Annotated in this window: 23 protein-coding genes; 11 read left to right on the forward strand and 12 right to left on the reverse strand. The window is 70.7% G+C overall.

The genetic code is table 11. The features are described 5' to 3' along the window. Positions 1-56 precede the first annotated feature (56 nt). Positions 57-1808, reverse strand: a complete 1752-nt coding sequence (locus ACIHCQ_RS04805; RefSeq protein ID WP_399657986.1) for an acetyl/propionyl/methylcrotonyl-CoA carboxylase subunit alpha — start codon at positions 1806-1808, stop codon at positions 57-59. A gap of 337 nt (positions 1809-2145) precedes the next feature. Here ACIHCQ_RS04805 and ACIHCQ_RS04810 point away from each other — a divergent pair, with 337 nt between their 5' ends. Further along, a complete protein-coding gene (locus tag ACIHCQ_RS04810) occupies positions 2146-2607 on the forward strand; it encodes a hypothetical protein (RefSeq protein ID WP_399657989.1) in 462 nt (153 codons plus the stop codon). A 19-nt stretch (positions 2608-2626) separates the two neighbouring features. Here the strand turns inward: ACIHCQ_RS04810 and ACIHCQ_RS04815 are convergent, their stop codons facing one another. The 4 genes from ACIHCQ_RS04815 to ACIHCQ_RS04830 all read right to left on the reverse strand — a co-directional run bounded on the left by ACIHCQ_RS04815 (position 2627) and on the right by ACIHCQ_RS04830 (position 5398). Then, a complete protein-coding gene (locus ACIHCQ_RS04815; protein ID WP_399657991.1) occupies positions 2627-3247 on the reverse strand; it encodes a Maf family protein in 621 nt (206 codons plus the stop codon). A gap of 61 nt (positions 3248-3308) precedes the next feature. Then, positions 3309-3437, reverse strand: a complete 129-nt coding sequence (gene mmpB / locus ACIHCQ_RS04820; protein WP_399657993.1) for a morphogenic membrane protein MmpB — start codon at positions 3435-3437, stop codon at positions 3309-3311. Positions 3438-3584: 147 nt separating this feature from the next. Next, positions 3585-3794 (reverse strand): acyl-CoA carboxylase epsilon subunit, encoded by a 210-nt coding sequence (locus ACIHCQ_RS04825; RefSeq protein WP_399657995.1) that lies wholly within the window; start codon positions 3792-3794, stop codon positions 3585-3587. Between the two features lie 23 nt (positions 3795-3817). After that, positions 3818-5398 (reverse strand): acyl-CoA carboxylase subunit beta, encoded by a 1581-nt coding sequence (locus ACIHCQ_RS04830; RefSeq protein ID WP_399657997.1) that lies wholly within the window; start codon positions 5396-5398, stop codon positions 3818-3820. A 113-nt stretch (positions 5399-5511) separates the two neighbouring features. On the opposite strand from ACIHCQ_RS04830, the gene ACIHCQ_RS04835 reads away from it, so the two are divergent. The 5 genes from ACIHCQ_RS04835 to hutH all read left to right on the forward strand — a co-directional run bounded on the left by ACIHCQ_RS04835 (position 5512) and on the right by hutH (position 11495). Next, positions 5512-6381, forward strand: coding sequence for a biotin--[acetyl-CoA-carboxylase] ligase (locus ACIHCQ_RS04835; RefSeq protein ID WP_399657999.1), 870 nt, complete (start codon positions 5512-5514; stop codon positions 6379-6381). Between the two features lie 139 nt (positions 6382-6520). Beyond that, the gene (locus ACIHCQ_RS04840) at positions 6521-7762 is read left to right on the forward strand and encodes an adenylate/guanylate cyclase domain-containing protein (RefSeq protein WP_399658001.1); all 1242 of its coding nucleotides are present in this window, start codon (positions 6521-6523) and stop codon (positions 7760-7762) included. 79 nt (positions 7763-7841) lie between these two features. Continuing rightward, entirely contained in the window at positions 7842-8630 is a 789-nt protein-coding gene (locus ACIHCQ_RS04845; RefSeq protein ID WP_399658003.1) for an enoyl-CoA hydratase/isomerase family protein, read from the forward strand. A gap of 64 nt (positions 8631-8694) precedes the next feature. Then, entirely contained in the window at positions 8695-9864 is a 1170-nt protein-coding gene (locus ACIHCQ_RS04850; protein WP_399658005.1) for a diguanylate cyclase domain-containing protein, read from the forward strand. A gap of 89 nt (positions 9865-9953) precedes the next feature. Beyond that, complete coding sequence (gene hutH / locus ACIHCQ_RS04855; protein WP_399658647.1) at positions 9954-11495, forward strand: histidine ammonia-lyase; 1542 nt, start codon at positions 9954-9956, stop codon at positions 11493-11495. Positions 11496-11532: 37 nt separating this feature from the next. Here the strand turns inward: hutH and ACIHCQ_RS04860 are convergent, their stop codons facing one another. Next, positions 11533-11808, reverse strand: coding sequence for a hypothetical protein (locus tag ACIHCQ_RS04860; protein WP_399658007.1), 276 nt, complete (start codon positions 11806-11808; stop codon positions 11533-11535). Between the two features lie 108 nt (positions 11809-11916). Here ACIHCQ_RS04860 and ACIHCQ_RS04865 point away from each other — a divergent pair, with 108 nt between their 5' ends. Further along, complete coding sequence (locus tag ACIHCQ_RS04865; RefSeq protein ID WP_399658009.1) at positions 11917-12315, forward strand: hypothetical protein; 399 nt, start codon at positions 11917-11919, stop codon at positions 12313-12315. Between the two features lie 143 nt (positions 12316-12458). Further along, on the forward strand, positions 12459-13736 hold the full coding sequence (locus ACIHCQ_RS04870) for an Ig-like domain-containing protein (protein ID WP_399658011.1): 1278 nt from the start codon (positions 12459-12461) through the stop codon (positions 13734-13736). Positions 13737-13794: 58 nt separating this feature from the next. Here the strand turns inward: ACIHCQ_RS04870 and ACIHCQ_RS04875 are convergent, their stop codons facing one another. Next, positions 13795-14694: a helix-turn-helix domain-containing protein gene (locus ACIHCQ_RS04875; RefSeq protein WP_399658013.1), complete on the reverse strand. Its 900-nt coding sequence runs from the start codon at positions 14692-14694 to the stop codon at positions 13795-13797. 127 nt (positions 14695-14821) lie between these two features. Here ACIHCQ_RS04875 and ACIHCQ_RS04880 point away from each other — a divergent pair, with 127 nt between their 5' ends. Further along, positions 14822-15901: an NAD(P)-dependent alcohol dehydrogenase gene (locus ACIHCQ_RS04880; RefSeq protein ID WP_399658015.1), complete on the forward strand. Its 1080-nt coding sequence runs from the start codon at positions 14822-14824 to the stop codon at positions 15899-15901. 86 nt (positions 15902-15987) lie between these two features. Here the strand turns inward: ACIHCQ_RS04880 and ACIHCQ_RS04885 are convergent, their stop codons facing one another. The 3 genes from ACIHCQ_RS04885 to abc-f form a co-directional block, all read right to left on the reverse strand. Continuing rightward, positions 15988-16356: a VOC family protein gene (locus ACIHCQ_RS04885; RefSeq protein ID WP_399658017.1), complete on the reverse strand. Its 369-nt coding sequence runs from the start codon at positions 16354-16356 to the stop codon at positions 15988-15990. A gap of 69 nt (positions 16357-16425) precedes the next feature. After that, the gene (locus tag ACIHCQ_RS04890) at positions 16426-18006 is read right to left on the reverse strand and encodes a hypothetical protein (protein WP_399658648.1); all 1581 of its coding nucleotides are present in this window, start codon (positions 18004-18006) and stop codon (positions 16426-16428) included. Between the two features lie 61 nt (positions 18007-18067). After that, positions 18068-19711 (reverse strand): ribosomal protection-like ABC-F family protein, encoded by a 1644-nt coding sequence (gene abc-f, locus ACIHCQ_RS04895; RefSeq protein WP_399658019.1) that lies wholly within the window; start codon positions 19709-19711, stop codon positions 18068-18070. 105 nt (positions 19712-19816) lie between these two features. Between abc-f and ACIHCQ_RS04900 the strand changes: the two genes are divergently transcribed. Together ACIHCQ_RS04900 and ACIHCQ_RS04905 are read left to right on the forward strand one after the other, a co-directional pair. Continuing rightward, positions 19817-19966, forward strand: coding sequence for a pyridoxamine 5'-phosphate oxidase family protein (locus ACIHCQ_RS04900; RefSeq protein WP_399658021.1), 150 nt, complete (start codon positions 19817-19819; stop codon positions 19964-19966). 124 nt (positions 19967-20090) lie between these two features. Then, positions 20091-20519 (forward strand): helix-turn-helix domain-containing protein, encoded by a 429-nt coding sequence (locus ACIHCQ_RS04905; RefSeq protein ID WP_399658023.1) that lies wholly within the window; start codon positions 20091-20093, stop codon positions 20517-20519. A gap of 21 nt (positions 20520-20540) precedes the next feature. On the opposite strand, the gene ACIHCQ_RS04910 is transcribed toward ACIHCQ_RS04905, so the two are convergent. Together ACIHCQ_RS04910 and ACIHCQ_RS04915 are read right to left on the reverse strand one after the other, a co-directional pair. Next, positions 20541-21143 carry a ClpP family protease gene (locus ACIHCQ_RS04910; RefSeq protein ID WP_399658650.1) on the reverse strand — a complete coding sequence of 201 codons (603 nt, stop codon included), beginning with the start codon at positions 21141-21143 and terminating at the stop codon, positions 20541-20543. A gap of 1 nt (position 21144) precedes the next feature. Next, the gene (locus ACIHCQ_RS04915; RefSeq protein WP_399658025.1) at positions 21145-21786 is read right to left on the reverse strand and encodes a ClpP family protease; all 642 of its coding nucleotides are present in this window, start codon (positions 21784-21786) and stop codon (positions 21145-21147) included. Positions 21787-21806: the final 20 nt, after the last annotated feature.

The following is a 21806-nucleotide window of genomic DNA, read 5'->3' on the forward strand; positions in this document are numbered from 1 at the left end:
CCTTCCCGGTCACTTGCGACCGGGAAGGCCCCACACACAGATCAGCTGGGATCAGATCAGTCCTTGATCTCGCAGATCGCCGCGCCCGAGGTGAGCGACGCGCCGACCTCCGCCGCCAGGCCCTTGATGGTGCCCGAGCGGTGCGCGTTCAGCGGCTGTTCCATCTTCATCGCTTCGAGTACGACGACGAGGTCGCCCTCCTTGACCTGCTGGCCCTCCTCGACCGCCACCTTCACGATCGTGCCCTGCATCGGCGAGGCGAGGGTGTCGCCGGAAGCCGTCGACGCGGACTTCTTGGCGGCGCGCCGCTTGGGCTTGGCGCCCGCGGCCAGGCCGGTGCGGGCCAGCGTCATGCCCAGCGACGACGGCAGCGAGACCTCCAGGCGCTTGCCGCCGACCTCGACGACAATGGTCTCGCGACCGGACTCGTCCTCGTCGCCGTCCGCCGCCACGATGTAGGGCTTGATTTCGTTGACGAACTCGGTCTCGATCCACCGGGTGTGGATCGTGAACGGGTTCGAGGTGAACGCCGGGTCGGCGACGACCGCGCGGTGGAACGGGATGGCGGTGGCCATGCCCTCCACATTGAACTCCGCCAGCGCCCGCGCCGCGCGCTGCAACGCCTGCTGCCGGGTCGCGCCGGTGACGATCAGCTTGGCGAGGAGCGAGTCCCAGGCCGGGCCGATGACGCTGCCGGTCTCGACACCCGCGTCGAGGCGGACCCCGGGGCCGGTCGGCGGCGCGAAGACGGTGACCGTGCCGGGGGCGGGGAGGAAGCCGCGGCCCGGGTCCTCGCCGTTGATCCGGAACTCGATGGAGTGCCCGCGCACGGCCGGGTCGCCGTAGCCGAGCTCCTCGCCGTCGGCGATCCGGAACATCTCACGGACCAGGTCGATGCCGGTGACCTCTTCGGTGACCGGGTGCTCGACCTGCAGACGCGTGTTGACCTCCAGGAAGGAGATCGTGCCGTCGACGCCGACGAGGAACTCGACGGTGCCCGCGCCCACGTATCCGGCCTCCTTGAGGATGGCCTTGGAGGAGCGGTACAGCTCGGCGTTCTGCTCGTCCGTCAGGAACGGGGCCGGGGCCTCCTCCACCAGCTTCTGGTGGCGGCGCTGGAGCGAGCAGTCACGCGTGGACACGACGACGACATTGCCGTGGGTGTCGGCCAGGCACTGGGTCTCGACGTGGCGCGGCTTGTCCAGATACCGCTCGACGAAGCACTCGCCGCGCCCGAAGGCGGCGACGGCCTCACGTACCGCCGAGTCGTACAGCTCCGGCACCTCTTCGAGCGTGCGGGCGACCTTCAGACCCCGCCCGCCACCGCCGAACGCGGCCTTGATCGCGATCGGCAGGCCATGCTCCTCGGCGAAGACCACGACCTCGTCCGCGCCCGACACGGGGTTGGGCGTCCCGGCCACCAGCGGGGCGCCGGCGCGCTGGGCGATATGCCGGGCGGCGACCTTGTCCCCCAGGGATCGGATCGCCTGCGGCGGTGGTCCGATCCAGGTCAGACCGGCGTCCATGACGGCCTGGGCGAATTCGGCGTTCTCGGAAAGAAAACCGTAACCGGGGTGGACGGCGTCCGCCCCGGAATCCTTTGCCGCCTGGAGCACCTTGGCCATGTCCAGATAACTGGCGGCCGGGGTGTCACCGCCCAGGGCGAACGCCTCGTCGGCCGCGCGGACATGCAGAGCGTCCCGGTCCGGATCGGCGTAGACGGCTACGCTCGCGATCCCGGCGTCCCGGCAGGCACGGGCAACGCGGACAGCGATTTCGCCTCGGTTGGCGATGAGCACCTTGCGCACGATGGCTCCCTCCTTGAAACAAGCTGAGTTTAGGGACTGCCGACACGGTCCTTCGACCCGTCCCCAATGGTGAGCTTGCCCACACGGAGCGTGATTCGAGGCTCGCGCAAGTCGCGAAATCCCTTGTCGCACCACGGTACGACGGGTACCTCCCTCGCACAGTAGCCCGGTTGCCCGGCCCAGGTCTCTGTTCAAGGGGTTATCGGCAGGGGTGGTTTCTTTGTCGAGTCCCTACGAATGGCCGAATGATTCTTTGCCGGAGGACGGCCGGTCGGCTGCCGGACATCGGGCGTGCCGGGACTCTTGTCCCTGCGTTTACCCGTGAGTAGCGTTCGAGATGTCGTACGTAACCGAGGAGTGGGAGCAAACTGTGGCGCGGAGACCGGTAGCTGTCGTGGCCGCGCTTGTTCTGCTCGTGGAAGCCGTGGGCATCGTGATCCTCAACGGCATTCTCGCCACCTTCGTCGGCAAGCAGAACATGTCGCTGGCGCACCTGGACCCGGACGCGATGGTCACCGGCACCTGGGCGATGGGCGGCGTCATGGGGCTCTACCTCGCGGCGTGCGGCGTGGCGCTGCTCCTGATGGGCGTACGGGACCGGGGGCCGGGCCGCGTCGCCAGGATCATGCTCATCAGCTGCGCGGTCGTCCACGGGGTGCTGGGGGCGCTGACGGTGGGGCTGGTGGGGTGGAGCGCGTTCGCGTTCATGATGGTGGTGCTGGGGCTGATTGTGCTGACGCTGCTGGCGTACGGGACGGAGCGGGGTGCCGCCGAGAGCGGGGCTCCGGTCACCGCCTGACCGCCTGACCGCCTGACCGCTAGGCCCAGAGGTCTGTGATCGAGTGGCCCAGCTCGGCCAGCAGCCTGCGCAGCAGCGGCAGGGACAGCCCGATGACGTTCCCGTGGTCGCCCTCGATGGAGTCGATGAACGGAGCCGAGCGGCCGTCCAGCGTGAACGCGCCCGCCACATGCAGCGGTTCGCCGCTCGCGACATACGCGGCGATCTCGGCGTCCGTCGGGTCGCCGAAGTGCACCGTGGTTGACGCGGTCGCCGATGCGCTGCGGCCCGTCGCCGTGTCCGTCACGCAGTGGCCGGTCCGCAGGATGCCCGTACGGCCGCGCATCGCCTTCCAGCGGCTGGTGGCCTCCTCGGCGTCGGCGGGCTTGCCGAGGGCCTCACCGTCGAGTTCGAGCACCGAGTCGCAGCCGATGACGAGCGCTCCGGCGGCCTCGGGGCGGCCGGCCACGGCGGCGGCCTTCGCCTCGGCGAGGAGCAGCGCGAGTGCGGCGGGGCTCGGGGCGCTCAGCGCGTCCTCGTCGACGCCGCTGACGATCACCTCGGGGGCGAGTCCGGCCTGGCGCAGGAGGGCGAGGCGGGCGGGGGAGGCGGAGGCGAGGACGAGGCGGGGGCGGGGGCGCGGAGCGGTCATGGCGGTCATGGGGGTCATGGTAGGTGGACGCCGCCGGCCTCGGTCGCCTCGGTCCCCGGTCGCCTCGGTCTCAGTGCAGGCCGACCACGAACATCGCCAGCACCATGGCCAGCGCCAGCACGAGGCCTACGCGGCGCATCATGGCCTGTACGTCGCGCAGCTCTTTGGGGGGTTCGTTCTCCGGGTCGGACCACAGCATGCGATCGATCCTGGGGGCGGGGGTGGGGGCGGCGCGTGAGTACGGGTACTCAACTTGGCCCCGGGCCCTGGTCGGGGGCGCTGCGAGCCCGGGCCCTTGTCGGGGCTCCGCCCCGAACCCCGCGCCTCAAACGCCGGCGGGGCTGGGTTACACCGGCCAGTACGTGCGGGCCCACGACCTTGGGCCCGGGTTGGGCCTCCGGGTTCGGGCGATGCGCGCAGGGTCCGACCACTGTTCCGGGATCAGTGGGGGCGTTCCCTCCGCGGCGGAGGCCGTTGCCGCGGCGCGCGCCTGGACCACCGCCAGGGCGGCGGCCAGCTCCTCCGGAGTCGGGTTTCCTCGTATGACTTTGATCATCGTCAGGGTCCCTTCCTGGAGGCCTAGAGGGGGATGTTGCCGTGCTTCTTGGGAGGCAGGCTTTCCCGCTTCGTACGCAGCTGACGCAGGCCCCGCACAATGTGCGCCCGCGTCTCCGACGGCATGATCACCGCGTCGACATAGCCGCGCTCCGCCGCCACGTACGGGTTGAGGAGGGCGTCCTCGTACTCCTGGATCAGCTCCGCGCGCGCCGCCTCCTGGTCCTCGGCCGCCGCGATCGTCCTGCGGTGCAGGATGTTCACCGCGCCCTGCGCGCCCATCACCGCGATCTGCGCGGTCGGCCACGCCAGGTTCAGGTCCGCGCCCAGGTGCTTGGAGCCCATCACGTCGTACGCGCCGCCGAAGGCCTTCCGCGTGATCACCGTGATCAGCGGGACCGTCGCCTCCGCGTACGCGTAGATCAGCTTCGCGCCGCGCCGGATGATGCCGCCGTACTCCTGGTCCACGCCGGGCAGGAAGCCCGGCACGTCCACGAAGGTGATCACCGGGACGTTGAACGCGTCGCAGGTGCGCACGAAGCGCGCCGCCTTCTCGGAGGCGTTGATGTCCAGGCAGCCCGCGAACTGCATCGGCTGGTTGGCGACTATGCCGACCGGGAAGCCCTCGACCCGCCCGAAGCCGGTGATGATGTTCGGCGCGAACATCGCCTGCGTCTCCAGGAACTCGCCCTCGTCCAGCACATGCTCGATCGCGGTGTGCATGTCGTAGGGCTGGTTCGCCGAGTCCGGGATGAGGTGGCTGAGCTCGCGGTCCTCGTCGGTCGTCGTCAGGTCCGCCTCCTCCGGGAAGGTGGGCGGCTCGGAGAGGTTGTTCGACGGCAGATACGACAGCAGCGACTTGACGTACTCGATGGCGTCCTTCTCGTCGCCCGCCATATGGTGCGCGACGCCCGAGGTGGTGTTGTGCGTACGGGCTCCGCCCAGCTCCTCGAAGCCGACGTCCTCGCCCGTCACCGTCTTGATGACATCGGGTCCGGTGATGAACATGTGCGAGGTCTGGTCGACCATCACCGTGAAGTCCGTGATCGCGGGGGAGTAGACCGCGCCGCCCGCGCACGGGCCGACGATCAGCGAGATCTGCGGGATGACGCCCGAGGCGTGCACATTCCGCCGGAAGATCTCGGCGAACAGGCCGAGAGCGACCACACCCTCCTGGATGCGCGCGCCGCCGCCGTCGTTGATGCCGATGACCGGGCAGCCCGTCTTCAGCGCGAAGTCCATGACCTTGACGATCTTCTCGCCGTACACCTCGCCGAGCGAGCCGCCGAAGATCGTGAAGTCCTGGGAGTAGACGCAGACCGGGCGGCCGTCGACGGTGCCGTAGCCCGTGACCACGCCATCGCCGTACGGGCGGTTCTTCTCGATGCCGAAATTTGTCGACCGGTGCCTGGCGAACTCGTCGAGCTCTACGAACGAGTCCTCGTCCAGCAGCAGATCCACCCGTTCCCGGGCGGTCAGCTTGCCCTTGGCGTGCTGTTTCTCCACCGCGCGCGCCGAGCCCGCGTGCGTCGCTTCGTCAACGCGGCGCTGCAGATCCGCGAGCTTCCCCGCGGTCGTGTGGAGGTCAATCTCGGACTGCGACATCGGGATGCGGCTCCCTGTCCTGGTCAACGTCAACCGACTGGCTACTGACACGTAGCGTATCGGCGCGCATGGCACTCGGCAGTGCGGCGTTTGACACACCTAACCTGGCTTGCATGACGCCTGAGAACGCATCTGAGAGCGGAAACGGAAGCCGCTGGTCCAATCTGGACCGGCCACCGCTGAACGTGCCCGCGCTGCGCCGTGCGCTGCTTGTGCCCGGCGGGCTGTGGACCTCGCTCGACATCGTGCCGGAGACCGGCTCCACCAACTCCGACCTCGTGGCGCGGGCCGCCGACCTGGAGGAGGGCGCGGTGCTCGTCGCCGAGGAGCAGACCGCGGGCCGCGGGCGGCTGGACCGGAGCTGGACCGCGCCCGCGCGCTCCGGGCTGTTCTTCTCCGTACTGCTGCGGCCCGGCGCCGACGTGCCCGAGGAGCGCTGGACCTGGCTGCCGCTGCTCGCCGGAGTCGCGGCGGCGACCGGCCTCGCCCGGGCCGCCGGCGTCGACATGTTCCTCAAATGGCCCAATGACCTGCTGGTGAAGGTCGAGGGTGAGGAGCGCAAGACCGGCGGGATCCTCGCGGAGCGGGCGAGTGGGGGCGCGGTCGTCATCGGCATCGGTCTCAATGTCACGCTGCGCGCCGACGAGCTCCCCGTCCCGGCCGCGGGTTCCCTCGCGCTGGCGAACGCGGTCTCCACCGACCGGGATCCGCTGCTGCGGGCCGTGCTGCGCTCGCTGGAGCAGTGGTACGGGGACTGGCGCGCGGCGGGCGGTGACCCAGGCCTCTCGGGGCTCCAGGCGGCGTACGCGGCGGGCTGCGCGACGCTGGGCCGTACCGTACGGGCGCAGCTCCCCGGCGACCGCTCCGTCACCGGGGAAGCGGTCGCGCTGGACGGCGCCGGGCGCCTGGTGGTGGCCACCGGGAACGGCGAGCGGCAGGCGATCAGCGCGGGCGACATCGTGCACCTGCGCGGATCGGACTGAGATCGGACGGAGGCATGGGTGAACCTTGGCGGCGGCGCGGACGTGAGCTGGGGCACACCTGCCGTATCGTTGAGGCGATCGAGCGACAGATCGGCAGGATCGGCAGGGCAGTGCGCAGGGAATGGGCAGGAGGCGGCCGGTGACCGTCGGTGACACGAATTCCGGCGCGGGCGCGCGGCCCCCGTCGGACTCTTCGTCCGGCGCGTCCGCCGCCCCGCCCAACGGAGAGACGTCCAACGGAGAAACTCCCAAGGGACACAAGTATTCGTACGCCGCGTCCTCCGCGCATCCGACGCCGCACCATGCCGTCAACCACACGGCGGAGCCGAGCGACGACCCTCTGGCCATCCGTCTTGAGCAGCTCATTCTCGGGGCCGACCGGCGCTACACCGCCTTCCAGGCCGCCCGTACCGCCGGAGTGTCGATGGAGCTCGCCTCCCGCTTCTGGCGGGCCATGGGCTTCGCCGACATAGGGCAGGCGAAGGCGCTGACCGAGGCGGACGTCCTGGCCCTGCGGCGGCTCGCGGGTCTCGTCGAGGCGGGCCTGCTGAGCGAGCCGATGGCCATCCAGGTGGCCCGGTCGACCGGGCAGACCACGGCCCGGCTGGCGGAGTGGCAGATCGATTCGTTCCTGGAGGGCCTCACCGAGCCGCCCGAGCCCGGGATGACCCGTACCGAAGTCACCTATCCCCTGGTCGAGCTGCTCCTGCCCGAGCTGGAGGAGTTCCTGGTGTACGTCTGGCGGCGGCAGCTCGCCGCGGCCACCGGGCGGGTGGTCCAGGCCGCCGACGACGAGGAGATGGTCGACCGGCGGCTCGCGGTCGGCTTCGCGGACCTGGTGGGCTTCACCCGGCTGACTCGGCGGCTCGAGGAAGAGGAGCTGGGCGAGCTGGTCGAGACGTTCGAGACCACCTCGGCGGACCTGGTGGCCGCGCACGGCGGCCGCCTGATCAAGACCCTCGGCGACGAGGTCCTGTACGCGGCGGACGACGCGGGCACGGCGGCGGAGATCGCGCTGCGCCTCATCGAAACGATGACCCACGACGAGACGATGCCGGCGTTGCGCGTCGGCATGGCTTTCGGGACGGTCACGACGCGGATGGGCGATGTGTTCGGTACGACGGTGAATCTGGCCAGCCGGCTCACCTCGATAGCGCTGAAGGACGCGGTGCTGGTCGACGGGGCGTTCGCGGAGGAGCTCGTACGGACCGGGGACGCGCCCGCCTCCGAGACCGAGGCGGCGGAGGCCGCCGCGGCCGCGGAGAAGGAGGGCGAGGAGCCCCCGTCGTACCGCTTCGCGCTTCAGCCGATGTGGCAGCGGCCGGTGCGCGGTCTTGGCTTGGTGGAGCCGTGGCTGCTGTCGCGCCGGACGAGTTCCTGACAGGTCGGGAGCTGGGCCGCGCGCCTATGATCCGGTAGATCTTCGTGCTCTGTGTCCAGTGTCTATGGGGGTGGCCGTCATGTCCGAGCAGCGGTTCGGGGAATTCGTCGTCGTACGCAGGCACGCGCATGTCGCGGAACTCGTGCTCGACCGGCCCAAGGCCATGAACGCCGTCTCCACCGCGATGGCCCGCTCCCTCGCCGCCGCCTGCGACGCTCTCGCCGCCGACCCGGATGTACGCGTCGCCGTGCTGACCTCCACCCACGAGCGCGCCTTCTGCGTCGGCGCCGATCTCAAGGAGCGCAACTCCCTCTCCGACGCCGAACTGGTACGGCAGCGGCCGACCGCCCGGGCCGCGTACACCGGAGTCCTTGAACTGCCGATGCCCACCGTCGCCGCGGTGCACGGCTTCGCGCTCGGCGGCGGGTTCGAGCTCGCGCTCGCCTGCGATCTGATCGTCGCCGACGCCACCGCCGTGGTCGGGCTGCCCGAGGTGTCCGTCGGTGTGATTCCCGGCGGCGGCGGTACGCAGCTCCTGCCGCGCCGGGTCGGTGCCGCGCGCGCCGCCGAGCTGGTCTTCACGGCGCGGCGGGTGGCGGCGGCCGAGGCGCGGGAGCTGGGTCTTGTCGACCTGCTGGCGGACGACGCCCGGACCGGTGCGCTGGAGCTGGCGGCCAGGATCGCGGAGAACTCCCCGGTCGGGCTGCGCGCGGCCAAGCGGGCGCTGCGGCTGGGGCAGGGGCTGGATCTGCGGGCCGGTCTGGAGGTGGAGGACGCGGCCTGGCGGTCCGTGGCCTTCTCCGGGGACCGGGCGGAGGGTGTGGCGGCGTTCAACGAGAAGCGGAAGCCGCAGTGGCCCGGCGAGTGAGTCGCGAGTGGGTCGGTCCGCGACTCGGCCGATCGCATCGGGTCAAAACTCCTAAACTGGACTGATGGGTGAGGATCGGCGGCTGCGGGCCGTGGTGGCACTGGCGCAGGCGATGGCTGCCGCCCGTACCCCGCGCGAATCCTGGCGGGCAGCGGCGGCCGGGGCGTGCGAGGCGCTGGCGGGTTCCTTCGCCGCGCTCTCGGTGTGGGAGCGCGAGCTCGGGCGGCTCAAAGTGCTCGTGAACGCGGGGGAGTGTGCCCCCGGGGAAGAGGAATTCCCCGAGTCCGAGACGTACCCCGTCCATCGCTTCCCCGAGATCGCCGAGTTTCTGCACGAGCGGTGGGCGGGCGGCGGTGAGCCGGACGCCTGGGTGGAGACCGCGGAGGGGCCGGCGGACGCCGCCCGGCACGGCTACTGCCACGAGCGGGTCGCCGCCCTGCGCCGCCGCGGGCGCGGCTGCTGTGTCGTCGCGCCGATCGTGCTGCACGGGCGGGCCTGGGGCGAGCTGTACGTGGCCAGGCCGCAGGGCGTGCCTGTCTTCGGCCGGGACGACGCGGACTTCGCGACTGTTCTCGCCTCCGTCGTGGCGTCCGGGATCGCCCAGACCGAGCGGCTCGAAGAGGTCCGCAGGCTCGCCTTCACCGACCCGCTGACCGGGCTCGCCAACCGCCGCGCGGTCGACGTGAGGCTTGACGAGGCGATCGAGCTCCACCGGGCGGACGGCTCGGTCGTCAGCCTGGTGGTGTGCGACCTCAATGGGCTCAAGCGCGTCAACGACACCCACGGCCACGCGGTCGGCGACCGGCTGCTGGAGCGCTTCGGCTCGGTTCTCTCGCTGTGCGGCGCGATAGTGCCCGGGGCGCTGGTGGCGCGCCTCGGCGGGGACGAGTTCTGTCTCCTGTCGGTCGGCCCTTCCTCGGACGAGGTGGTCCGGGCGGCCGACGAGCTGTGCGTACGGGCAGGGGAGCTGGAACTCGGCGAGGGCGTGGCCTGCGGGGTCGCCTCGACCGGCGATCCGATCGGCGAGGTCCGCTCGGCCCGTCGGCTGTTCCGGCTGGCGGACGCGGCCCAGTACCGGGCGAAGGCGGCGCGCTCGCAGAAGCCGGTGGTGGCGGGGCGCGACGGCACGGTGATCCAGCTGGCCGACACCCCGCCGACCAAGCCGCAGGACCGGCGGCGGTTCCGGGACGCCAGTCCGGAGGACGCCGCCGCTGAACCGTGGAGTGAGCCCTGAGACCCGTGGTGTGACGTTGCGGTAAGGGGTCAACTGGGAGACCGCTAGTGACAGGTCATAATTCAGTCCGTACGCTTCTGAATATGAATATGCATACAGTCGTGGTGGGGACGTCCGGTACCACCGCCGATGACGTCATCGCCGTGGCCCGCGAGGACGCCCGCATCGAGCTCTCCGGCGAGGCCGTCGCCGCCCTCGCCGCCGCTCGCGAAATCGTGGATGCCCTGGCCGCCAAGCCCGAGCCCGTCTACGGCGTCTCCACCGGCTTCGGCGCGCTCGCCACCCGGCACATCAGCCCCGAGCTCCGCGCCCAGTTGCAGCGCAACATCGTCCGCTCGCACGCGGCGGGCATGGGCCCGCGCGTCGAGCGCGAGGTTGTCCGCGCGCTGATGTTCCTCCGCCTGAAGACCGTTGCCTCCGGCCACACCGGCGTACGCCCCGAGGTCGCCCAGACCATGGCGGACGTACTGAACGCGGGCATCACACCCGTCGTCCACGAGTACGGATCCCTCGGCTGCTCCGGCGACCTCGCCCCGCTCTCGCACTGCGCGCTGACGCTGATGGGGGAGGGTGACGCCGAGGGCCCCGACGGCGAGGTCAGGCCCGCGGGCGAACTGCTCGCCGCGCACGGCATCGCTCCCGTAGAGCTGCGCGAGAAGGAGGGCCTCGCCCTCCTCAACGGCACCGACGGCATGCTCGGCATGCTGGTCATGGCCCTCGCCGACCTCCAGCGCCTCTACACCTCCGCCGATATCACCGCCGCCCTCACCCTCGAAGCGCTGCTCGGCACGGACAAGGTCCTCGCCGCCGAGCTGCACGCCCTGCGCCCGCACCCCGGCCAGGCCGTCGCCGCCGCCAATATGAGCGCGGTACTCAAGGGCTCCGGGCTCACGGGCCACTACCAGCACGACGCCGCGCCGCGCGTCCAGGACGCGTACTCCGTACGCTGCGCCCCGCAGGTCGCCGGCGCGGGCCGGGACACTCTCGCCCACGCCCGCCTGGTGGCCGGCCGCGAGCTCGCCGCGGCCGTCGACAACCCGGTGATCCTGCGCGACGGGCGAGTGGAATCCAACGGCAACTTCCACGGCGCGCCCGTCGCGTACGTCCTGGACTTCCTCGCCATCGCCGCCGCCGACCTCGGATCCATCACCGAGCGCCGCACCGACCGGCTGCTCGACAAGAACCGCTCGCACGGCCTGCCGCCGTTCCTCGCGGGGGACGCGGGCGTCGACTCGGGCCTGATGATCGCTCAGTACACGCAGGCGGCCCTGGTCAGCGAGATGAAGCGGCTCGCCGTCCCGGCATCGGCCGACTCGATCCCGTCCTCCGCGATGCAGGAGGACCATGTCTCCATGGGCTGGTCGGCCGCGCGCAAGCTGCGTACCGCCGTCGACGCCCTGAACCGGATCATCGCGGTCGAGTTGTACGCCGCGACCCGCGCCATCGAGCTCAGGGACGGGCTGACCCCCGCGCCCGCCTCACGGGCCGCCATCACGGCGCTGCGCGCGGCGGGAGTCCAGGGCCCAGGTCCGGACCGTTTCCTCGCGCCGGACCTGGCGGCCGCGGACGCGTTCGTACGGGACGGGAAGCTCATCGAGGCAGTGGAGCGGGTGACTGGACCGCTCGCCTGAGCCGCCTGAGCCGCGGGTGTCGTCGGTGTTGTCGGTGTCAGAGGGGGAGCAGGGGCCCGCGCTTGCGCACCGAGTACGCCACGAATCCCGCGCCGACGCCCAGGAACCCCGTACCGCCGATCAGATACGGGGTGGTCTCCACGCTCCCGGTGTCGGCCAGCCTGAGCTCTCCCGAGGTCGCGCCGATGCCGTTCTGCTGTCTCGGCGCGGCCTCCTGCTCGGACGTGGCATTCGCGGAGGGAACAAACCACAGCGCGCACAGCAGAGTCCCTGCGGCAGTGGCGGTCAGCAGCGGTCGACGTGCGATGGACACAGACTCGAGCCTCCTTGAGGCAACCTCGAATGGGCCTGGTGCGCTGATGTTAATGAAAGCAGCGGGTCGTGGGATAGCCGCGGCGGCAAGAGCTTTACGCTCCGTTGTATGACCGCTTCTGAAGTTTCACGGTATGTGCGTCTACGGGTGGAATTGGTGCTGGAGATCGTGGACTCCGGCGAGCTGACCAGTGAAGCGCTCGACCGCATCGCGGCCGACGAGACCATGCCGGACGAGGAGCGCGCCCACGCCCAGTCTGCGGTACGCGAGGAGGGAGCGGAGGCCATCGCCTATCTCATCGACCCCTTCGACCTGGTCAGTGAGATGCCGGGGGTGGAGCTCGCGCAGGCGTCCTGGAGCACCGAGCAGGTCGACCACGGCCCCGAGGGCATCGAGTTCGACCCCGATGCGGAGGAGTGGGACCAGGACGAGGAAGATGGCGAGGGCGACGCGTACAGCGAACAGGACGCGAAGGCCGACTCGGAGCCGGGGCCGCCGCGACAGTGAATCGGAACCCGGCCGGAGTTTTCCGGAGTTTCTGGGAGTGGTGTTGCCCACATCTTGGGCGGGTGTGGAACCGGATGGCCGGGAATCGGTGTTTTCAAGAATGTCCAGAGCAGTTGGCGCAGTGGGCAGGGGATTCAGCGACGATGGAGAAACGTGTGATCACGGACAGCAAGCGGCGCAGGGGCCTTATGGTCACGTCCGCGATGCTCGGCGGCGTGCTGGTGTTGTCGGGCTGCAGTAGCAGCGACGGGGACAAGGGCGGGGACAAGGGCGCAGCCGAGGGCTCGAAGGGGTCGCAGGCCCAGGTCGACGAGGCAGCGGCGAAGGAGACCTCGAAGGCCCGAATAGTCATTCTGCCGAAGAACGGTACGACCAACGCGGGCATCAACGACGACGCCAAGGTCACCGTCACCGATGGCACCCTGACCACGGTCACGATGACCACCGCGGGTGGCGAGGCCGTCAAGGGCACGATGGCCGCCGACAGCAAGAGCTGGAAGCCCGACGCGCAGCTCGAGCGCTCCACGGCGTACAAGATCGCCGCCACCGCGAAGGACACCGCGGGCCTGGAGGCCCACGAGAACTCGTCCTTCACCACGGTCTCGCCCGCCAACAGCTTCATCGGCAACTTCACGCCGGAAGACGGTTCCACCGTCGGCGTCGGCATGCCGGTGTCGATCAACTTCAACAAGGCGATCACGGACAAGAAGGCCGTCCAGTCCGGGATCACTGTGAAGTCGAGCAGCGGCCAGGAGGTCGTCGGCCACTGGTTCAACGGGCAGCGTCTTGACTTCCGCCCCGACCAGTACTGGCAGGAGGGCTCGACCGTCACCCTGACCCTGAACCTCGACGGGGTCGAGGGCGCCGAAGGCGTCTTCGGCGTCCAGAAGAAGACGGTCACTTTCAAGATCGGCCGCAACCAGGTCTCCACCGTCGACGCCAGCGCCAAGACGATGACGGTCACCCAGGACGGCAAGACGGTCAGGACCATCCCGATCTCCGCGGGCTCCGCGGAGAACCCGACGTACAACGGGCAGATGGTGATCTCCGAGAAGTTCACGGAGACCCGGATGAACGGCGCGACGGTCGGCTTCACGGATGACGACGGCAAGGGCGAGTACGACATCAAGGACGTCCCGCACGCCATGCGGCTGTCCACGTCGGGCACGTTCATCCACGGCAACTACTGGGGCGCCGACTCGATCTTCGGGAGCGCGAACACCAGCCACGGCTGTGTGGGCCTCAACGACGTCAAGGGCGCGGGCGACCCGAAGCAGCAGGCCGCCTGGCTGTTCAACAACTCGATCGTCGGCGATGTCGTGATCGTCAAGAACTCCAAGGACAAGACCATCCAGCCGGACAACGGCCTCAACGGCTGGAACCTGAGCTGGGCGCAGTGGAAGGCGAACTCCGCGGTCTGAACAACAGACGAAGGCGGCGGCACCCTGTGAAGGGTGCCGCCGCCTTCGTCTGTGGAAGCTAGGCCGCGTCGGCGTCCGCCGCCGTGTCCGCTCCGTCCCCTCCCTCTGCTCCCTCTGCTCCGTCCGTGCCCCAGCCCGCCAGCAGCCGCAGCGAATCAGCCGACGGGGTCCCCGGCTCCGCCTGGTAGGTGACCATCGTCAGCTCGTGTTCGCCGGACAGCTGCAAGGCCTCGCAGGACAACGTCAACTCGCCCACGAGCGGATGGCGCAGCCGCTTGGTCCCGTGGCCCTTGTCCTGGACGGTGTGCGCGGCCCAGAGCATGCGGAACTCCTCGCTCTTGACCGACAGCTCGCCGATCAGCGCGGTCAGCTGCGGATCGTCGGCCGCGCACCCCGCGTAGATCCGCAGCGCGCTCACCACATCCGTTGCCTTGGACTCCCAGTCGACGTACAGGTCGGGGGAGTTGGGGTCGAGGAAGACGAGCCGCGCCATGTTCCGCTCCTGCGGCGGCAGCGCGGCGAAGTCGCCGAGCAGCGCGCGGGCCAGCCGGTTCCAGCCCAGGATGTCCAGGCTCGGCCCCAGTACGTACGCCGGCACCACCCCCTCCATCGCGTCCAGCAGATGCCGCACCCCCGGGCGCAACTGCTTCGGCCGTCGTACGCACCGCTCCTTCTTCAGCTTCGGCTTGGCGAGGTGGGTGAGATGGCCGCGCTCGGTTTCGGACAGCCGCAGCGCCCGTGCGATCGCGTCCAGGACTTCGGTGGAGACATTGCGGCCGTTGCCCTGCTCAAGGCGTGTGTAGTACGCGACGGAGACCCCGGCGAGCTGCGCGAGCTCTTCGCGGCGCAGCCCGGGGACGCGGCGGTAGCGGCCCAGCTGCGGCAGACCCACGTCCTGCGGTCGCAGCCGGGCGCGGCGGGAGCGGAGGAATTCGCTGAGTTCGGCGCGCTGGTCCATGGCAGCCAGTATCGCGGTTCACCGTCGCGGGAGACAGAAGATCCTGTCCCTGCCAGTAGTACGCACACTGGGCGTAGGCACAGCAGAGGGCTGGGTGGACGGCCGATCACGAGGCAGGCTGTCCACCATGACCACCACCGTTTCCCCGGACACCGCACCATCCACGATCACCGCCTACCCGGCGTACGCCGCGCCCGCCGCCAACGCTGCGCTGGAGCGGACCACCGTCCCGCGCCGCGCTGTGCGCGAGCACGATGTCCTCATTGAGATCAAGTTCGCGGGCATCTGCCACTCCGACATCCACCAGGCCCGCGACGGCTGGGGCGAGGGCATCTTCCCGATGGTGCCGGGCCACGAGATAGCGGGCATCGTCGCCGAAGTCGGCCCCGGGGTGACGAAGTTCGCGGTCGGCGACCGGGTGGGCGTCGGCTGTCTGGTCGACTCCTGCCGTGAGTGCGACAACTGCGAGGCGGGCCTGGAGCAGTACTGCTCGGGCGGCTCCGTCGCCACGTACAACGGGCTCGACAAGGAGGGCGAGCCGACCTACGGCGGCTACTCCACCCACATCGTCGTCGACGAGGCGTTCACGCTGCGCATCCCCGACGGGCTTTCGCTGGATGTGGCTGCCCCGCTGCTGTGCGCGGGCATCACGCTCTACTCGCCGCTCGCCCACTGGCAGGCGGGCCCCGGCAAGAAGGTCGCCATCGTCGGCCTGGGCGGCCTCGGCCACATGGGCGTCAAGATCGCGCACGCGCTGGGCGCCGAGGTGACCGTGCTCAGCCAGACGCTGCGCAAGCAGGAGGACGGGCTGAAGCTGGGCGCCGACCACTACTACGCGACCAGCGACGAAGCGACCTTCGAGAAGCTCGCGTCGACCTTCGATCTGATCCTCTCGACGGTGTCCGCGCCGCTCCCGCTGGACCAGTACCTGAGCCTGCTGAAGACGGACGGCGCGCTGGTGAACGTGGGCGCTCCCGAGGAGCCCGTCTCGCTCAACCTGTTCTCCGTCATCGGGGGCCGGAAGAGCCTCGCGGGCTCGGGGATCGGCGGCATCCAGGAGACGCAGGAGATGCTCGATTTCTGCGCCGAACACGGCTTGGGCGCGGAGATCGAACTGATCCGCGCGGACGAGATCAACGAGGCGTACGAGCGGGTGCTCGCGAGCGACGTCCGCTACCGCTTCGTGATCGACACCGCGACGATCTAGGACGATCCAGGAGCCAGGCGGGGCTTGCGCCCCGCGCTCGGGGCGTGCGGGGGCCGCCGGATGGTGTGAGGGGCCCGGCCGGGCCCTCACTCCGGCACATGGCACACCGCCTCCACGTTGTTGCCGTCCAGGTCCCTGACGAACGCGCCGTAGTAGTCCGGGTGGTACTCCGGCCACACCCGGGGCTCGTGCAGCACCTCCCCCCCCGCCTCGACGGCCGCCGCGTGGAACGCCCGCACCCCAGCGCGGGTGGCCGCCGTGAAGGCGATGTGCACCTCGCGCGCCCGGCCCTCTGTCGTCACCGGGCCGATCCAGAACGTCGGCTGCGCCGTGCCGAATCCGATCACCTCACCGAAGTCGAGCAGCCGCTTTCCGCCGAGCGGAGCGAGCACCCTGTCGTAGAAGGCGGCACTCGCCGCCGGGTCCTCCACCTGTACAGAAATGTGATCAATCATGCGTCCAGCGTGACAGACGCCACTGACAATCGGCCCTCAGCAGGACCTCGGCGGGGCCTCAGCAGGCCTTCAGCAGGGAGAACGGCGCGTCAGCCGGTACGCCGAGTCCAGCCGGTATTCGCCCGCCCGCTCCACCGTCAGCCGCGTCCACTCACCCTCCTGCCGCAGGCAGGCCCCCTTCGCCCGCAGCCACGGCGAGTACGCGATCCGCACCGTCACCGACCCGGCCGCGGGCATCCGTACGACCAGCTCCGCGTCGTCGCCGCGTACGACCGTGGCCGGGGCGCCGGCCAGCGCGACCGCGTCCCGGACCCGGTAGACCGTCCATCCGTCGTCCTGCCAGACCCGCTCCAGCCAGTCCGGGCCGCTCCTGACGATCGCCGCCTCACCCTCGGCGGGCCCGTCCGGCTGCCCGTGGTGCAGCACCACCAGGCCGACCGCCCAGCGGTCCAGCCACTGCCGGTACGTCGCCGGGGTCAGCGAACCGTCGTAGAAGAGCCGCCCGCGCTCGACGTCGAGCTGCCGGTTCCAGCCCCGCGCCATATTGATGTGCGGGGCGAGGAGGGTCGCCTCGCGGTGGTTGCGGGCGGGGACGACCTCGACACGCGTACGGTCCGCGCCGAGGCGCTCCAGCTCCCGTACGAGACCGTCGGTGTGCGAGGCCCACGCGGGCACTGTGTTGGAGACGACCAGGTCGTCCTCGGTCTTGTCGATCAGCCAGTGCGTGTTCATGGCGAGCGCGCCCGCGAGTACGGCGGCGGGCAGGACCCTGTTCAGCCTGTTCAGCCTGCCCAGCCCGTGCGCCATGATCGCCGCCAGCAGCACCGGCGGCCCCACCAGACCCACCAGGCGCTCGACGTTCGTACCGATGGGCGAGGCGATGAGATACGTCAGGACGACGCCGACGCCGTACACACCGGCCCCGTACCGCACCACCCGCCAGGCGCGCGGCGCCGCGATCGCCACGGCGGCGGATGCGGCCAGTGGCATCCACAGTTTGCCCGTCGCCATGGGCTGCTCGCCCTGGAAGGGGAAGAGCAGCGTCACCACGGCGATGACGCAGAACGGCGGCAGCGCGAGCGCGGCTCCCTTGCGCCACTGCCGGTCCAGGAGATACGCCGCCCCCGCCACCGCCAGGAAGAGCCCGGCGACCGGGCTCGCCATGGTCGCGAGCGCCGCGCACCCGGCCGCGGCGGCCGTCCCGCGCCGCAGGCACACCACCACGGCGAGCAGCCCGATCGCGACGCCCAGCGCGAAGGTCGTACGACCGGAGGCGACGTTGCACCAGAGCGCCAGCGCCCCCAGCAGCGCGGGCCACACCGGCCGCCGCACTCCGCTGCGTACGAACAGGAGGCCCAGCACCCAGGTCCCGGCCAGACCGGCGGCGACGGACACCGTGCGCACGCCGAGGACGGCCATCAGCGGGGGAGTCAGCAGGCTGTAGTTCGCGGTGTGCGTGCCGCCGTACCAGGAGAGGTTGTACGCCGAGGTGGGGTGGCGCTCCGCGAACCCGGCCCAGGCGAGCTGCGCGGCCAGATCGCCGCCGCCGGTCGCGAGCCAGATGGCCCACACGACGTACAGGGGCAGGGCGACGGCGGTCGCGATGAGCGGGACGCGCCACCACCACGCTGGTGACGCGTCCCGCACCATGACGCCCGCTGCCTGCTCAGTCTTTTCGCTGATCCCCACGCGGCAAACCCTAATGGGGGCCCTACGCGTCCATGCGGGGCGCTCTCAACTCCAACCGCTCGCCCGGGAACCCGCTGCGGAAGCGCCGGTCGTGCGAGACCGCGACCACGGCGCCCTCGTACTGGGCGAGGGCCTCCTCCAGCTCCTCCACCAGGCTCAGCGCCACATGGTTGGTCGGTTCGTCGAGTACGAGAAGGTCGGCGGGGGCGCTCATCAGCCGGGCCAGTTCCAGCCGCCGCTGCTGGCCGATCGAGAGGGCCGCGACGGGGACGTTCAGGTCCTCCTCGCGAAACAGGCCGAGGGCCAGCAGCTCCGCCGCATACTCCTCCGGCAGTCCGCGACGGCCCGCGGCGAAGGCGGTCAGCAGCGGCCTGCGCGAGGGCGCGGCGGGCAGCTCCTGCGGGAGATAGCCGATCGTGGCCTGGCCGGCGCGGCGGACCGTACCCCTGTCCGGGCACAGAACTCCGGCGAGTACGCGCAACAGGGTGGTTTTGCCCGCGCCGTTGGGGCCGGTGACGAGGAGCCGCCCGCCGGGTTTCAGGCGCAGCCGCCCGTCCAGGCGCAGCCGGTCGCCGACGGCGATGTCCGTCAGCTCGGCGAGCGGCCCCGTCCCGCTGTCTTCGGGGCGGCCGGTCGTCGTCGGTCGCGCCGTGAAGCGCAGCGGCTCGGGCGGCGCCTGGACGGGCTCCCGCCGCAGCCCTTCCAGCCGCTGCCGGGCCGCCCTGACCTGCCCGGACAGCTTGGCCTCATGTGAGCGGCGGTGCTTGCCGAACCCCTGCTGAGGGTCCTTCCCGGTGGACGCGAGCCGCTGCCCGGCGGCGGCCACGAGCTCTTCCGTACGGGCGAGGTCGGCCAGCCACTCCTGGCGGTCCTGCTCCCAGCGGCGGCGGGCGGCGGCCTTCGCGGTGCGGTAGCCCGCCCAGCCGTCGCCGTACCGTGTGACCGCGCGGGTGTCCCGGTCGACGTCGAGGATCGTGGTGGCGACGCATTCGAGGAAGGCCCGGTCGTGGGTGACGGCGACGACGCTGCCACGGTGCGACCGCAGCCGCTCCTCCAGCCACTCGGTGGCCTGCTGGTCGAGGTGGTTGGTGGGCTCGTCGAGCAGCAGCAGTTCGGGGGAGGCGGCCAGCACACAGGCGAGCGCGAGCCGTGACTGCTCCCCGCCGGAGAGGGTGGCGAGGGGCCGCTCGCGGGTGAGGTGGGCGAGGCCGAGCCCATGGAGGGCGGCGTCGACGCGGGCGTCGGCCTCGTAGCCGCCGCGCTCCTCGTAGGCGGTGAGCAGATTCCCGTACGCGGTGAGGGCGCTGTCGGTGGCGTTGACCAGAGTTTCCTCAGCCTGGCGTATCCGCCGCTCCAGGTCACGCAGGTCCGCGAGCGCGGCGTCGACGGTGTCCTGGACGGTGTGTTCGGGGCCGACGCGGAACGTCTGGGCGAGGGTCTGGGCGAGGTGGCCGGTACCGCCGGGGGCCTGAACGGTGATCTCACCGGAGTCCGGCGGCTCGTCCCCGGCGAGCAGCCGCAGCAGAGTGGACTTGCCGGAACCGTTCTCCCCGATGACGCCGGCGCGCTCGCCGGGGCGGACGGTCAGCGACACCTGATCGAGGACGGCTCGGTCTCCGTACGCCTTGGAGACGTCTTTCATGGTCAATTGGGCGCGAACGCGCATGATCTTTCCCTGGCAAGAGCTGGGTTCTTCCGGACAGGCGGAGAAGCACGCCCCGGATCAGAGAAAGAAGTAGTGCGAATGTGAACCCATGGGATCCAGTGAACCATGGCCTCCCGCCGGACCGGGAATGGTTTTTTCCCCGGTGTGGTGTTGCTGCTGGACGGCAAGAACTTCGCCACAGTGGCCACACTCGGCCCGGGCGGAGCGCCCCAGTCGTCGGTGGTGTGGATCAAGCGCGACGGCGACTCGCCGTGACGGCGAAGCGTAGGTGTTCACCGACGCCGACGCGGTGTGTCAACACCGCGCCGCCTCACGTGATTTCGCGGGTGGCAGAACGCCGCGCCCTCCCAGTGGCGCGGAACGCTCATACCCTGAAGCGGTGAGCAGCCACGCGTCGAACCAAGCCCGCGTCATTCCACTGCGCCCGGCTACAGCGGCCCCGGCAGCCCCTGCGGCTCCCGCGGTCAGAGAGCCTCTCTGGCGGGACGTCGTCGGTGACGTACTGCGCCGCGAGCGCCTCGCCCAGGAACGTACGCTCAAGGACGTGGCCGACACGGCGCGGATCTCGACGCCGTATCTCTCCGAGCTGGAGCGCGGCCGCAAGGAGGCCTCGTCCGAGGTCCTCGCGGCTGCCGCCCGCGCCCTTGGCCTCGGGCTCGCCGATCTGCTCGCGCTGGGGCAGGACGAGCTGGCCCGCCTCGCGCGGGCGAGGGTGGCCAGGACCCGTACCACTTCGCAGCACGACCTCAGCTCGCAGGCGTCGGCGCGGACGGCCTCGCGGCAGGGCGAAGTGCGCCTCGCCGCCTGAGGGACGAGCGCGCCGAGCGCGTCAGGCGGCTACCCGCCGCCGGCTGACAACCTCGTCCGCGAGTCCGTACGCCACCGCCTCCTCCGCGGTGAAGACCTTGTCGCGGTCCATGTCCGCCCGCAGGGTCGCGACATCGTGCTTCGTATGCCGGGACAGGACCTCCTCCACCTGGGAGCGGATCCGGAGCATCTCCTTGGCCTGGAGGCTGAGGTCCGAGACCGTCCCCTGCCGGCCGCCGCTCGCGGGCTGGCCCATCAGCACCCGGGCGTGCTCCAGGATGAACCGCCGCCCGGGGTCTCCCCCGGCCAGGAGCACGGCCGCGGTCGAGGCCGCCTGTCCGACGCAGAACGTCGAGATGGGCGCGCCGATGTAGGTCATCGTGTCGTAGATCGCCATGAGCGAAGTGAACGAGCCGCCCGGCGAGTTGATGTAGATCGCGACCTCGCTTTCGGGGCTCGCGGACTCCAGATGGAGCAACTGCGCGATGACGACGTTTGCCACGCCGTCATCGATCTCGGTGCCGAGGAAGATGATCCGCTCGGCCAGCAGCCTGCTGAAGACGTCGTACGACCGCTCCCCTGAAGGCGTGCGCTCGACGACGTTCGGGATCGTGTACTGGCCCATGTCAGACACCCAGCCCTATCCGTCGCCGCGCGGCGGCCGGGCGGACGTCCGCGAGCGACTCCACGACGCTGTCGACCATGCCGTACTCCTTCGCCTGCTCGGCCGTGAACCACCGGTCGCGGTCGCCGTCGCGGGAGATCGTCTCCTCGGTCTGACCGGTGTGCTCGGCGGTGATCCGCTCGATGGCCTTCTTCGTGAATTCGAGGTTCTCGGCCTGGATAGCGATGTCGGCGGCGGTTCCGCCGATGCCCGCCGACGGCTGGTGCATCATGATGCGCGCGTTCGGCAGCGCGTAGCGCTTCCCGGCCGTGCCGACGCTGAGGAGGAACTGCCCCATGCTGGCGGCGAACCCCATGGCGAGGGTGGATACGTCGTTCGGGATCAGCCGCATCGTGTCGTAGATCGCCAGCCCCGCCGTCACCGACCCGCCCGGGCTGTTGATGTAGAGGCTGATGTCGGTCTGCGGGTCCTCGGCGGAGAGGAGGAGCAGCTGCGCGCAGACGCGGTTCGCGGAGACCTCGTCGACCTGGGTGCCGAGGAAGACGATCCGCTGGGTGAGCAGCTGCGCGGCGAGGTGGTCGTCGAACCGGGTCGGTGGCGTGTCGTCCTCGGCGGCTCGTGGGGTCAGGGTGAGTGGTGCCATCGGTCCTCCACGGGGTGACG

The organism is Streptomyces sp. NPDC052236 (assembly GCF_044548015.1).
Taxonomy (GTDB): Bacteria; Actinomycetota; Actinomycetes; order Streptomycetales; family Streptomycetaceae; genus Streptomyces.

Coding starts and splice junctions, on each gene's coding strand:
- ACIHCQ_RS04830 (WP_399657997.1), bottom strand. CDS start 5,398: ATGTCGCAGTCCGAGATTGACCTCCACACGACCGCGGGGAAGCTCGCG.
- hutH (WP_399658647.1), top strand. CDS start 9,954: ATGCATACAGTCGTGGTGGGGACGTCCGGTACCACCGCCGATGACGTC.
- ACIHCQ_RS04845 (WP_399658003.1), top strand. CDS start 7,842: ATGTCCGAGCAGCGGTTCGGGGAATTCGTCGTCGTACGCAGGCACGCG.
- ACIHCQ_RS04915 (WP_399658025.1), bottom strand. CDS start 21,786: ATGGCACCACTCACCCTGACCCCACGAGCCGCCGAGGACGACACGCCA.
- ACIHCQ_RS04875 (WP_399658013.1), bottom strand. CDS start 14,694: ATGGACCAGCGCGCCGAACTCAGCGAATTCCTCCGCTCCCGCCGCGCC.
- mmpB (WP_399657993.1), bottom strand. CDS start 3,437: ATGCTGTGGTCCGACCCGGAGAACGAACCCCCCAAAGAGCTGCGCGAC.
- abc-f (WP_399658019.1), bottom strand. CDS start 19,711: ATGCGCGTTCGCGCCCAATTGACCATGAAAGACGTCTCCAAGGCGTAC.
- ACIHCQ_RS04825 (WP_399657995.1), bottom strand. CDS start 3,794: ATGATCAAAGTCATACGAGGAAACCCGACTCCGGAGGAGCTGGCCGCC.
- ACIHCQ_RS04870 (WP_399658011.1), top strand. CDS start 12,459: ATGGAGAAACGTGTGATCACGGACAGCAAGCGGCGCAGGGGCCTTATG.
- ACIHCQ_RS04815 (WP_399657991.1), bottom strand. CDS start 3,247: ATGACCGCCATGACCGCTCCGCGCCCCCGCCCCCGCCTCGTCCTCGCC.
- ACIHCQ_RS04810 (WP_399657989.1), top strand. CDS start 2,146: ATGTCGTACGTAACCGAGGAGTGGGAGCAAACTGTGGCGCGGAGACCG.
- ACIHCQ_RS04865 (WP_399658009.1), top strand. CDS start 11,917: ATGACCGCTTCTGAAGTTTCACGGTATGTGCGTCTACGGGTGGAATTG.
- ACIHCQ_RS04885 (WP_399658017.1), bottom strand. CDS start 16,356: ATGATTGATCACATTTCTGTACAGGTGGAGGACCCGGCGGCGAGTGCC.
- ACIHCQ_RS04880 (WP_399658015.1), top strand. CDS start 14,822: ATGACCACCACCGTTTCCCCGGACACCGCACCATCCACGATCACCGCC.
- ACIHCQ_RS04900 (WP_399658021.1), top strand. CDS start 19,817: ATGGCCTCCCGCCGGACCGGGAATGGTTTTTTCCCCGGTGTGGTGTTG.
- ACIHCQ_RS04910 (WP_399658650.1), bottom strand. CDS start 21,143: ATGGGCCAGTACACGATCCCGAACGTCGTCGAGCGCACGCCTTCAGGG.
- ACIHCQ_RS04850 (WP_399658005.1), top strand. CDS start 8,695: ATGGGTGAGGATCGGCGGCTGCGGGCCGTGGTGGCACTGGCGCAGGCG.
- ACIHCQ_RS04890 (WP_399658648.1), bottom strand. CDS start 18,006: ATGGTGCGGGACGCGTCACCAGCGTGGTGGTGGCGCGTCCCGCTCATC.
- ACIHCQ_RS04835 (WP_399657999.1), top strand. CDS start 5,512: ATGACGCCTGAGAACGCATCTGAGAGCGGAAACGGAAGCCGCTGGTCC.